Consider the following 13,292-nt stretch of genomic DNA (forward strand, 5'->3'; position numbering starts at 1 on the left):
TGTTTCCTTATAATTCTTCCATTTTGTATGCGAAATAACCCTCGTAATAGAAACTGGCGTCGATCCCCGTTCATGAATCGTTCTCTATCATCTGCTTTTGGCGTCAAAGCGTTTTTTAAGATTTGTTTTATCTCAATATCTTCTACTGGACTGCGTTCCATAGCTGGTAAGTAATCTTTTTTATCTACTACGTTCCAGTCAATTACACTGTGTACTGCCGATTTTAGCATTAAATCAAGCCAGATTCTTGTGCTTCTGTCGTTCCCGTCTCGAAAGGGGTGCGCAACATTCATTTCAACATATTTTTCAATAATCTCATCAAAGGAATGCTGAGGCATCCTCTCTATATGTTCCAAAGAATGTTTTAGATACATAACCGGAGCAAATTGAAAGCCATTTTTAGCAATATTTACATCACGTACCTTACCGGCAAATTCATAAATACCTTCAAAAAGATATCTATGAATTTCGCTTAATCCTTTAAACGTCCCTGTTTCAATAGAGTGAATATCGCCCGTATCAAAGAGTTGCTTTGCTTTTTGTTTCGAAATCTTCTCTTCCATGAGGTTGAGTTCAGTTTAGCTGGTAATTCCAAGTTTGTTAGGAAGGATTGCCATATTATCACACCTTCTTCGATTAATTATACAGATATCTTTTGCAGCAGGTATTTCTTCAAAATAAAAATGATTCATTTGGTTATAGTTATAATACACCAGGTAATTTACTTAGAAGTACACTTATTATTTGAAAATTTGAAACAACGCTAGTGATTTTACCACAAATATAATTATCTGTTTATTCAATTTTTAAAAAGTCAGATTACTCCCATGCTAAATGATTAATAGATATTATTAATTTTAAAATGTATGGTCTAACGCCATCTTGATTAACAATGTCCACTTATAGCCAATATCTCAACTGTCCATACTAAGAGATGAGGTGAAAAGTATGGGTGGTTATATAGAGAATAGTCATGCGGTATATAATATAAAATATCATGTTATTTGGCTGACAAAATACCGATATAAAATATTACATGGAGAAATTGCAGTAAAAACAAAAGAATTAATATGGCAAGGTTGTGAAGCAAGAGGGGCGACCATTTTGCAGGGAGTGTAGGAAAAGATTATATTCATTTTCTTCTATCTTGTCCGCCAAATCTAGCTCCGAGTAAAATGATGCAATATTTGAAAGGGAATTCCTCGAGGTTGCTCCAAGATCAATTTCCAGAATTGAAAATGAAATATTGGAATCAGCATCTATGGGAAAGAGGATATTTCTGCTCGACGATAGGAAATGTGGATGAAGAGATAATTAGAAACTATATAACGAATCAACTTACTGAAGAAAAGAATGATAACTTCCGAATAGAAGAATGAGTTTTAGCGGATAGGTCATTTAAAAATTATTTGAACAATATTTTTAATGGAAAGTGACGTATTGCATTATCCTTCCAAGAGAAATGGAAAAAAGCTGCTGGAATTTTCGTTGTTACATCTACAAATTAAAAGACAGATAATCCATCTGTGTAATAAAAAAGCCATCTTATGTTATCCTAAAGAAAACGAACGTTTTAAATAAAGGAGGCGATTCGATGACAGATAAACAGAATCAAGGCTGGAACTTAGAAAATACCTATCAGCAATTGCCTGATCTTTTCTATACGAATGTGGAACCAGCAAAAACAGATGACCCAGAATTCATTATATACAATGAAAACCTCGCAGCAGAATTAGGGTTGGACAGTTCTGCCTTGAAGGACGAAGCGGAAATCTTCGCAGGCAATAAGCTTCCAGATGGAAGTGATCCAATTGCCCAAGCCTATGCAGGGCACCAATTTGGTTCCTTTACGATGCTTGGAGACGGTCGTGCTGTATTATTTGGAGAACAGCTAACTCCAAATGGTAAACGTTATGATATTCAACTAAAAGGTTCCGGCAGAACGCCTTATTCCCGCGGCGGGGATGGACGTGCTGTGCTTGGACCAATGCTGAGAGAATATCTAATCAGTGAAGCAATGCATGGATTGGGAATTCCGACAAGCCGCAGTTTAGCGGTGGCCGCAACGGGAGAAACAGTATTGCGCGAAGCTCCGATGCCTGGGGCTGTGCTGACAAGAGTCGCGAAAAGTCATATTCGTGTGGGAACGTTTCAATATGCAAGACAATGGGGAAGTAAAGAAGATTTACAAGCGTTGGCGGACTACAGCATCAAACGGCATTATCCAGAAATCGAAGCGGATAAGGATCGTTATTTGACATTCTTGTATAAGGTGGCAGACAAGCAGGCCGCACTGATTGCAGACTGGCAGTTAAAAGGCTTTATCCATGGTGTGATGAATACAGATAATGTTGCCATCAGCGGAGAGACGATTGATTATGGTCCATGTGCTTTTATGGACCAATATGACCGGAAAACCGTTTTCAGTTCGATTGATCAGCAAGGACGTTATTCATACGGCAACCAGCCGGGAATTGGAGCTTGGAATATGGCGCGCTTTGCAGAATCTCTGTTAATTCTGATGAATGAGGATGAAGAACAGGCGATTCCAAAGGCGAAAGAGGCTGTAGAAACCTATGTACAGTCTGTAGAAGATTACTGGTTAGAAGGTATGAGACAAAAGCTCGGTATCGTTGATAAAAGCGATAATGATAAAACATTGATTCAAAATTTGCTGGATTTGATGGAGAAATATCGTGCAGATTTTAACAACACCTTCCGTTCCTTAACTCTTCAGCAGCTTGATGCAGATTCTGCTCTTTTCCAATCAAGTGCTTTTAAAGAGTGGCATCAAGCATGGCAGGATAAACTTGAAAAACAATCAGCTTCTTTAGAAGATGCTTATCAGTTAATGAAACAGCATAACCCATCTATTATTCCCCGGAATTATTTGGTGGAAGAAGTGTTGGCAGCTGCGGTGGAAAAGGGAGATTACGAACCTTTCCGAGCTTTGTTAGCAGCATTGAAAGACCCTTATGCGTATACAGAAGAGCAGGAGAAATATGCTGTTAATCCGCCCGAGCAGGATTATCAAACGTTTTGTGGTACATGATATTTGTTCAAATAGGGAAAGAAGATAGGCCTAAAAAAGCCCATGGAATCAAAGTTTAACTTGGTTTTATGGGCTTTTTCTATGTCAAAAGCAGCTTATATAAACCTATATAAAGTGAAACTTTCTTCAGTGAGAGTTTTTCGATGCAAAACTCTTTAAGAGGCGGCGAGTAATCGCAAAAGCTCTTCGATGGGGCGAGTAATCGCAGCCCCAGCCCCAGCCCCAGCCCCAATCAGTTACACTGCAATAAAAACATTCAGATCTATCTTGTAATTTTTCTGAAACGTTATCTTGATTTTGATTATAATTATTAAAGTCAGAATGGAGTTTGAAATGGGAGATATTTCTTCGTTGATTATTAAGAATGGAAATAAGTGAGAAGAATTAATATATGTATCAGCAAATTTGTGTTATACATGCTTATAATATTCAAATCTTTTGTAAAAGATTTAATTTCCACGCTACCCCTTATAATAATAGGCTTTGATAAAATACATCTCGCCTTAAAAAAGCTTTTCTGCTTCAAATTGATTTGACAAATTTAAAGATAGTTATTAAACTGTATTCACGTTATGAACATGTTCATAAAAAAAACATATTCATAGATTTGTGAAGAATAAAGAATTTGAATGGGAATACACGGATCTTAAAGTTTTAAGGAACACTCAATATGTTATAAAAATTAGAAACATTTTTTAGACGAAATCATTTAAACCATTTCAGGGGGGATTATTTTGATCGAATTAAAAAATATTGGAAAGACATATGAAGATGGTTTTCAAGCTTTAAAAGATATTAATTTGGAGTTTGAGGACGGAAAAATAAATGTATTAATTGGACCAAGTGGTTGTGGGAAAACGACCACTATGAAACTATTAAATAGATTAGTTGATTATACAAGTGGAGATATTCTGTTGGACGGTGAGAGTATTAAACAAACGAACCCGATAGAACTTCGTCGTAAAATGGGGTTTGTTATCCAAAATATTGGCTTATTTCCACATATGAACATTTATAATAATGTCGCCACTGTCCCAAAATTACTCAAGTGGGATAAAGATAAAATTCACCAACGGGTTATGAAACTATTAGACATGGTAAATCTTGAACCAGATACATATATGAATCGCTACCCATCTGAATTGAGTGGTGGACAACAGCAACGTATTGGTGTGATCCGGGCACTTGCTGCTGAACCAGGAATCATCTTAATGGACGAACCATTCAGTGCACTGGACCCGATTAGCCGCGAACAATTGCAAGATGAACTTATCCGTCTGCAATCGGAAATTAATAAAACAATTATATTTGTTACGCATGATATGGATGAGGCGATTAAAATTGCTGATCAAATTATTTTAATGAAAGATGGAAGCATTGTGCAGCAAGCGAGTCCAGAAGAGATTCTGAAAAATCCTGCGAATGATTTTGTGAAAGGATTCATAGGAGCAAATCGTCTGGAAGAAAGAAAAGCGCTTCCACCACTTGCAACATTTATTCAAAAAGATTTTCTTTCTGTTTCAACGGGTCATTCAATAGATTTCATTATCAACCAAATGGTGCAAGAAGAGATAAACACAATCCCAGTTGTTAATGAAAATGACACTTATCAAGGGCTTGTTCATCTATATGAACTATTAGGTCATAAAAACAAATCTTTACAAAACCTTCTAACCGATACAGACAGATTTATTCATGAGAAAGATTCAATAGACAATGTCTTGAATACACTTCAGGAAATCCAAGGAACCATTCCAATTATCGATTCAAAAAATAAAATGGTTGGAATTTTAGATGCCAATAAATTATTCAAAGCAATGACGGAAAACAAGTGTGGTGTGGCATAATGCAATTTTTCTCAGAATATATAAATTTCTGGATTGAAAGATATCCATCGATTTTTGATTATACAAAGGAACACATCATTATTTCCTTTATTGTTATCTCCTGTGCTGTATTGTTCACAGTACCGTTAGCGATTTTTATGTCTAAAATGAAAGGCAATAAAATCAAGATTATTATTTTTAATATTGCTAATATATTCCAAACAATACCTACTATTGCCTTGCTGGCAATTATGATTCCGCTTTTTGGAATAGGTTTTACCCCCGCAGTTGTAGCGTTATTTTTGTATGCGTTACTTCCGCTGCTTAGAAATACATACGCAGGCATGGAATCCGTTGATCCGGAAATTGTTGAAGCGGCAAAAGGAATGGGATTTAGTACAATGGGACGTCTTTTTAAAATTGAACTTCCTACAGCACTTCCTTATGTTATGTCTGGCATACGGGTAACCTCCGTTTATATTATTAGTTGGACAACACTTGCTGCTTTAATTGGTGCAGGTGGTTTGGGAGACCTAGTCCTTGCCGGGATTGGTTACAATGACACGAATATGATTCTGACTGGTACGATTTTGGCAATTATTATTGCTGTGTTACTCGATATTATTATTGGTACGATCGAAAAGAAATTTAAAACGGTTTAAGAAATCATAGAAGATTGACTGCATTTAAAACCAGACGAAAGAAGGAGAGAATTAGATGAAATTGAAATATTTATTAGTGGGCAGCATCTTATTACTTTTATTGATTACAGCGGGGTGTGGAAATAAATCAGCTGCTGGTGGAGAAGTTTTTACAGCTGCATCTGCAAAAAATACAGACTCTAAAATCAACGTACGTATGGTGAAGCTTTTAGTGGAGGATCAAACAGATCATGAAGTAGAAATTACGGAAGATTTACCGGCAAGTCCACAAATATTTGCTGGTTTGGAACGAGATGAATTCGATTTTGCAGGCTTATTTTCCGGCGAAGTGTATAACAATTATTTTGATGAAGTAGAATATTCAACTGACCCAGAAGAAACATTAGAACAGGCTCAAACGTATTTTGGTGAAGAATATGATATTAAATGGTATGATCCACTTGGATTTGTTAACAACTATAGTATTGCCATCCCAAAAGAAGTAGCAGAGGATAACAATATTGAAACGGTATCTGAATTGGGTGAATATGCAGATGTTATGGATCTGGGAACAGACAATGCTTGGATCGAACGTGACAATGATGGGTACCAAGAATTTCAAGAAACATACGGATATAAATTTAAAGATGCACGAGGAATGGATGCATCACTGATGTATAAAGGAATTGAAAATGGTGACCTGGATGTGGTAACGGCATATACAGTAGATCCACAATTAAAAGAATACGATTTAAAGGTACTTGAAGATGATAAACAATTCTTTCCGCCTTACGAAGCATCTATCATTGCAACAAACAGTGTTCTTGAAGAGTATCCAGAAGTAGATGAAGTTGTGGAATCCCTTGTTAATGTTGTATCTACAGAAGAAATGACTGACTTAATCTATCAAGTTGATATAGAAGGAAAAAATATTAATGAAGTAACAAAACAATTTTTAGAAGAAAAAGATATGATAGACTGATAAGAAAAGGTGAAAATAATGGAATTTATCACAAAATTAGTGACGTATATGATTGACAATAGCGGTCATTTACTTGCTTTATCCATCGAACATTTACTAATGGTCGGTTATGGTATTGGACTTGCTCTTATTGTTGGGATCCCGCTTGGAATTATTGCAGCCAAGTTTGAAAAATTAGCACCTATTATTATTGCGCTATCAAATGTTTTACAACTTATTCCAAGTTTAGCCATGCTTGCTATTCTTATGTTGTACTTTGGTTTTGGTTTTAACACCATCGTGATTGGCTTATTTCTCTATTCCCTACTACCAATCGTGAAAAATACGTATGTTGGGATTAAGGAAGTGGATGAAAGTATTATTGAATCAGGTATAGGGAGCGGCATGACGACGATGCAACTTTTACGGAAAATACAATTTCCTTTGTCCATCCCGTTTCTTCTTGCTGGGATCCGACTTGCAGCAGTGATAGCAATATCGGTTGCGGCAATCGGTCCCTATATTGGTGCTGGAGGACTCGGAAGTGAAATTGTATCTGGAATTAGTCTGCAAAATGATGTGATGATTTATGCAGGAGCCATTCCGGCAACACTAATAGCAATTGTTGCTGATTTTATACTAGGTAAAATAGAGAATAAAACGAAAAAAAGACTTATCTAAGAAACTAGAGAGATATGGATGATGAGGTGTTCATGTTATGGAAACCCATTCCATTTAGTTTTATGAAATAATTGGAGGTGTATTACAAGTGAATTCAACACGAAAAGAAATTCAAACCGCAAGAATGTGGCGTTACTTCCTGGATGCAGCATCTGATTTAATCGAAGAAAAAGGACTCCATCAAATTACAGTACGCCAGATTGCTGATCGCGCAGGTTATACGAGTTCAACAGTTTACAATTATTTTCGCGATTTATCACATTTAAAATTTTTTGCAGTTATGCGATATACGAATAGCTATTTTAAAGATTTGCCATTGTATATGGATAAAGGTATAAATACCATTGATAAATGGCTATATGCTTGGGAATGTTTTTGCAGGCATTCCTTTCAACATCCGGAAATATATTCTTTATTATATATCGAAAATCTAGGGAACATACCCGAAGAACTTGTAAAGAATTATTATCAAGTGTATGCAAATGAACTGATTGATTTATCAGATAGCGTTCAATCGATTATTTCTCAGCATGATATTGCGACACGAAGCTCTCTTTACATTCAAAATGCAAAAGAAGAGGGATTTTTGGAAGAGAATGATATTGAATACATTGCCGATACGACAATGTTAATTTGGACAGGAATGCTTACCAATGTCTTAAATTTACGGAGAGAGATATCTAATGAAGAGGCAGCAAAGCAAACGATGCATTATATCCAAAGAAGTATTTTGCAAACAGTCCTTCCCGAGAAAAGAAATGAACTAACCTATCAATACGGCGCAATTATATAGTGAAAGTTTATTCAATGAAGAAATATTTCCTATTAATCTGCGATAAGATAACGTTTTTAAAATAATAATAACACAATATATTGGTTGCAAAATAAAATCATAGCGTGATACATATTTTGCGATTTAAGAAATCTAACAGCTTAGAGGAGTTGACGAAGTGGTATTTAATGTAAGTGATTCTGATACACGTAAAACAATAACTGATTTTCCATATGAAATTACGAAAATGGAACATGTATGGATTCCGATGTCTGATGGAAAGCGTTTAGCAGCAACCATTTGGTTACCAAAAAATGCAAATACTTATCCTGTCCCAGCTATCTTAGAATATTTACCATATCGAAAAGAAGATTTCACCGCGATTCGGGATTCGATTCGCCACCCATATTTTGCTGGGAATGGCTATGCAAGTATTCGCGTTGACATTCGGGGCACAGGTAATTCAGATGGATATCTGCCTGATGAATATTTACAGCAGGAACAAGATGATGCTCTTGAAATATTTGATTGGATTGAGAAACAACCATGGGCAACTGGAAAAGTTGGCATGATTGGTAAGTCATGGGGCGGTTTTAATGGTTTGCAAATAGCTGCTAGACAACACCACGCCTTACAAGCGATTATCACCTTATGCTCCACAGATGATCGGTATCGTGATGATGTACATTATCGAGGAGGGAATATACTCGCATCTGACATGCTATGGTGGGCATCAACCATGTTTGCGTATAGTGCTCGTCCTCAAGATCCAAAAGTCGTAGGAGATAGTTGGAAAGAAAACTGGATCGAACGATTGAACACCAACCCTTACGTACATGAATGGGTTAGTCATCAAACAAGAGATGATTATTGGAAACACGGATCCATTTGTGAAGATTATGAAGCAGTTGATATTCCTGTATTTGCTGTCAGTGGCTGGCAGGATGGTTATACAGATGCTGTATTTCAATTAATTGAAAATCTGCCTTATTCAAAAGGGCTTATTGGGCCATGGTATCATGAGTATCCGGAAGTAGCAGGACCGGAACCTGCCATTGGATTCTTACAGGAATGCCTCCGGTGGTGGGACCAATGGTTAAAAGGAATAGAAACAGGTGTGAAGGATGATCCGAAACTCATCTCATGGATACAAGATAGCTTACCGCCGCAAGTAAACTATGAGGAACGACCAGGAAAATGGGTAGCAGATACAAATTGGCCATCAGTCAACATTCAGGATAAACAACTATGGCTTCATAACTCCAAATTAACGGATACATATACAAAAACAGACAGTGTCATTGTTCCAAGTGTACAGGAACATGGCTATTATAACGGTGTATTTTGTCCATTTGGTGAATCTGGTGACTTACCATCAGATCAGCGACTGGAAAATGGCAAAGCTATCATCTTTACAACGGACCCTTTTACGGAAAATATCGAAATGTTAGGTAATCCAATTTTTGATATGGAATTCAAGTCGAACCAGGAAAATGCCTTAGTAGCTGTTCGTCTTTGTGATAAGGCTCCTACTGGTGAATCAACATTAATTAGCTGGGGGATGCTCAATTTAAATCATTTAATGAGTCATGAAAATCCGGAAAGTTTAATAACTAATAAAAAATATCAAGCACAAATTCAACTCAATTGCGTTGGACAATCTGTACCTAAAGGGCATAGATTAGAACTAGCAATTGCACCAACTTATTGGCCACAAGCTTGGCCATCACCAAAACCGGTGACATTAGAAGTTTTAACAAATAAAAATACAAAGTTAACATTACCTGTTCGGACACCACAACCAGAGACAGATGCTGCTGTTTCTTTTGAAGCACCTGAAACAGCACAAGTTATTGATCGGGAAATATTACGTGAAGAAAAACGAACAAGAGAAATAACGCATAATATGTTAACAGATACATGGAAGCTTGATGATTACTCTGATGAGGGGGAACGTTTTCTGCCGCATAACGGCTTAAAGCACGGGAGTAAAAATAAAAATATTTATTCCATTCAATCAGGGGATCCTTTATCTGCCAAAGCGGAATGTTATTGGGAACTAACTATTGGACGTGAAGACTGGGATATTAAAATCCTCACTGATAGCGAAATGACAAGTGATAAGCAAAACTTCTATTTAAAAAATAAATTAACTGCTTTTCATAATGAGAAACAATGCTTTCAAAGAACCTGGGAAGAAACAATTCCTCGTAATTATCAATAAAAAATATTTTTTAGTCAGTGCTATAATGTTCACCTGAAAGTTATCCTATACATTGGTGTGCGTTTTAATTGTACTGACTTTTTTATGAGGAATATTTTTTTGCATTTTTGATGAATAGTTAACAAAATCAAACAACTTAAGAAACTATTGTCTGATAAGAATTATAGCCTTTTATTTAGTTATTTGTTATCATTCTGTAGATACTTTTGGTTCATTTTAGTGTCTTTTTTATTTGTCCGTTTTACGACTAGAAACTATTTATGTGCCATGCTATCATTGACACAGATCAACGTAAAAAAAGTAAGAGAGAATCTTGTAATCCTTATTATTGATTCTCGAATCGTAGCTTAAGAGGAAGTGATAAAAATGGTAGAAACACATACAAAAGCCTATGCTGCAAAACTAGATACCGCTGATGAATTGAAAGCCTTCCGAAATGAATTTTACCTTAAAAATGAATGCGTTTACATGGATGGGAATTCATTAGGTTTGATGAGCAAAAGAGCAGAGCAGTCTGTCTATGATTTAATGGCATCATGGAAAGAACATGCTATTGACGGATGGACAGATGGGAACCAGCCTTGGTACTACTTATCGGAATCACTTGGCGAAAAAATGTCCGGGCTCGTTGGTGCAAAAAAAGAGGAAGTTATCGTAACTGGTTCAACAACCGTAAATCTGCATCAGCTTGTATCCACATTTTATAAGCCAGAAGGAAAGAGAACAAAAATACTGGCAGACTCTTTAAACTTTCCAAGCGATATCTATGCATTAAAAACCCAGTTAAAATTACAAGGATATGATGATTCGCATCTTATCCAAGTCGATAGTGAAGATGGGCACATGTTGGATGAAGAAGCAATTATCAATGCAATGACAGAGGATATTGCGTTAATCGTCTTGCCAAGCGTTCTATACCGGAGTGGTCAAATCTTAGATATGGAAAAACTGACAAGGGCAGCGCATGAATGCGGTATAAAAATTGGTTTTGATTTATGTCATTCGATCGGAGCTATTCCGCATCAATTGCATGATTGGGAAGTTGATTTTGCATTTTGGTGCACCTATAAACATCTAAATGGCGGGCCTGGCAGTGTGGCGGCACTTTATGTGAATGACAAGCATTTCGGTACTGCTCCTGGACTTGCAGGCTGGTTCAGCTCAAATAAAGAACAGCAGTTTGATATGGAGCATACATTGACGCCTGCAGAGCATACCGGAGCTTTCCAAATCGGAACACCTCATGTGTTAAGCGCTGCTCCGCTAATTGGAGCATTGGAGCTGTTTCATGAGGCAGGTATTGAAAAGATACGTAGTAAATCCCTGCAGCTAACAGCATATATGATGGAGTTAATTGAACATGAATTAAAGGATTTTGGTTTTGTTATTTGTAATCCAGTAAATGAAAAGCAGCGTGGCGGTCATATTTATTTGGAGCATCCGGAGGCAGCACGAATTTGTAAAGCGTTAAAGAAAAAACAGATCATCCCTGATTTTAGAAAGCCATCAGGTATTCGACTTGCACCAGTGGCTTTATATAATTCTTTTGAAGATGTTTATGAATGTGTGCAAAGACTAAAACAGATTATGGAAGATAAAGTGTATGAGCAATTTTCCAATGAAAGAGAGGTCGTTTCTTAATGTCCCAATGGATTGATATTTCTCAAGTTTTGAATAATAATCTGGCGCACTGGCCGGAGGATGAGCCGTTTCATTATAATACTGCTGTAACGAAAGAGATGTCGGGTTCTGTTAATATTGGCAAAATTACAACGAGCGCACATATAGGCACACACGTTGATGCTCCATTTCATTTTATAAATGATGGCAAGCGGATATTGGACTTAGATATTGAGCGCTATATTGGTCCTTGCAGGGTGATTGATTTAAGTGATTTTGATGAAATAAGTGAAAAAGCTTTAAAAACAAAAGGAATCTCGCATGCAGAACGTTTATTGATCAAAACAGCACTTCCAAATAAACCGGATCGTTTTCCGGCAGAAGTGTCTCCGGTAACAGCTGATGGAGCAGCTTATATGAAAGAGCTTGGTGTAAGGCTCGTTGGAGTGGATACACCATCTGTGGATTCTATTTCAAGTAAAGACTTGACTGGGCATCATGCATTATATAACCATGATATTTATATTCTGGAAAATGTGATGCTGGACCAAATTGAAGAAGGTGATTATGAACTGATTGCCTTACCATTAGCATTGGAAGAAGGAGATGGAAGTCCTGTTCGTGCTGTTATAAAACCAATAGAGGAGTGTTGAAAATGAAATCGATTAATCAACACCAAGCTTTTGAAAATGAAAAAAGTATCCAAACGGATTTTAAAGAGAAGATGACATATAGTGATTATTTAAGTTTAGATACGTTATTATCCAGTCAGCATCGTTTAAGTGACCATCATGATGAAATGTTATTTATCATTGTTCATCATGTGAGCGAGCTTTGGATGAAACAGATCTTGCATGAAATCTATTCAGCTACTCGGGATATACAGACAGATAATTTAAGATCCTCCTTTAAAAAGCTTGCGCGTGTATCTCAAATACAAGAGCAGCTGAAAAGCGTATGGGACGTTCTTTCTACGTTGACCCCAAGTGAGTATATTGAGTTTAGAGATAAGCTAGGAAACGCTTCCGGATTTCAGTCCTATCAAAATAGATTAGTAGAATTTGCCTTGGGGTATAAAACAGAATATGTCCTGAAAATATATGAAAAAGAGACCGAGCTTCATCAAATTTTACAAGAAGCGCACGAAGCACCGAGCCTTTATGATGTTTCGATCCAAGCACTTGCCAGAGCCGGTTTTTCCATCGATAAAGAAGTACTGGAAAGAGATGTTAGTATAACGCATAAAACGAATGAAAGTGTAAAAAGAGCCTGGATGATTGTATATAAAAATGTAGATCAGTATTGGGAGTTGTATGAACTTGCTGAAAAGCTGGTAGATATAGAAGGTTTATTTCAGCAGTGGCGTTTCAGGCATATGAAAACGGTAGAACGAATTATTGGTTTTAAAAAGGGTACAGGCGGTTCAGGAGGAGTGAGTTATTTGAAAAAAGTACTGGATCAATATTTCTTTCCGGAGCTTTGGGAGTTGCGGACGGATTTATAGTTTAGCGTTAA

Annotated in this window: 10 protein-coding genes and 2 pseudogenes; 11 read left to right on the plus strand and 1 reads right to left on the minus strand. The window is 36.7% G+C overall.

What is annotated here, in order from left to right; all coding sequences use genetic code 11:
- Positions 1-7: 7 nt before the first annotated feature.
- Positions 8-563, minus strand: a pseudogene (gene fic, locus BN986_RS26425) (protein adenylyltransferase Fic).
- A 385-nt stretch (positions 564-948) separates the two neighbouring features.
- Here fic and tnpA point away from each other — a divergent pair.
- The 11 genes and pseudogenes from tnpA (at position 949) to kynA (ending at position 13,281) form a co-directional block, all read left to right on the plus strand.
- Positions 949-1,379 (plus strand): annotated as a pseudogene (tnpA, locus tag BN986_RS28150) (IS200/IS605 family transposase).
- Positions 1,380-1,594: 215 nt separating this feature from the next.
- On the plus strand, positions 1,595-3,052 hold the full coding sequence (locus BN986_RS22020; RefSeq protein WP_040984225.1) for a protein adenylyltransferase SelO: 1,458 nt from the start codon (positions 1,595-1,597) through the stop codon (positions 3,050-3,052).
- 734 nt (positions 3,053-3,786) lie between these two features.
- A complete protein-coding gene (locus BN986_RS22025; protein WP_040984227.1) occupies positions 3,787-4,899 on the plus strand; it encodes a betaine/proline/choline family ABC transporter ATP-binding protein in 1,113 nt (370 codons plus the stop codon).
- Positions 4,899-5,540: an ABC transporter permease gene (locus BN986_RS22030; protein WP_040984230.1), complete on the plus strand. Its 642-nt coding sequence runs from the start codon at positions 4,899-4,901 to the stop codon at positions 5,538-5,540. The genes BN986_RS22025 and BN986_RS22030 overlap by 1 nt, the downstream gene beginning before the upstream one ends.
- A gap of 55 nt (positions 5,541-5,595) precedes the next feature.
- Positions 5,596-6,501, plus strand: coding sequence for a glycine betaine ABC transporter substrate-binding protein (locus tag BN986_RS22035; protein ID WP_244445068.1), 906 nt, complete (start codon positions 5,596-5,598; stop codon positions 6,499-6,501).
- 18 nt (positions 6,502-6,519) lie between these two features.
- A complete protein-coding gene (locus BN986_RS22040) occupies positions 6,520-7,161 on the plus strand; it encodes an ABC transporter permease (RefSeq protein WP_040984232.1) in 642 nt (213 codons plus the stop codon).
- An 88-nt stretch (positions 7,162-7,249) separates the two neighbouring features.
- Positions 7,250-7,954, plus strand: coding sequence for a TetR/AcrR family transcriptional regulator (locus BN986_RS22045; RefSeq protein WP_040984234.1), 705 nt, complete (start codon positions 7,250-7,252; stop codon positions 7,952-7,954).
- Between the two features lie 157 nt (positions 7,955-8,111).
- Positions 8,112-10,157 (plus strand): CocE/NonD family hydrolase, encoded by a 2,046-nt coding sequence (locus tag BN986_RS22050; protein WP_040984236.1) that lies wholly within the window; start codon positions 8,112-8,114, stop codon positions 10,155-10,157.
- Positions 10,158-10,523: 366 nt separating this feature from the next.
- Positions 10,524-11,798: a kynureninase gene (gene kynU, locus BN986_RS22055; protein WP_040984238.1), complete on the plus strand. Its 1,275-nt coding sequence runs from the start codon at positions 10,524-10,526 to the stop codon at positions 11,796-11,798.
- Positions 11,798-12,430 carry an arylformamidase gene (gene kynB, locus BN986_RS22060; protein WP_040984241.1) on the plus strand — a complete coding sequence of 211 codons (633 nt, stop codon included), beginning with the start codon at positions 11,798-11,800 and terminating at the stop codon, positions 12,428-12,430. Before kynU ends, kynB begins: the two co-directional genes overlap by 1 nt.
- A 2-nt stretch (positions 12,431-12,432) precedes the next feature.
- Positions 12,433-13,281, plus strand: a complete 849-nt coding sequence (gene kynA / locus BN986_RS22065; protein ID WP_040984243.1) for a tryptophan 2,3-dioxygenase — start codon at positions 12,433-12,435, stop codon at positions 13,279-13,281.
- The last annotated feature ends 11 nt before the right edge of the window (positions 13,282-13,292 follow it).

The sequence above is a fragment of the Oceanobacillus jeddahensis genome, assembly GCF_000750635.1.
Taxonomy (GTDB): domain Bacteria; phylum Bacillota; class Bacilli; order Bacillales; family Amphibacillaceae; genus Oceanobacillus; species Oceanobacillus jeddahense.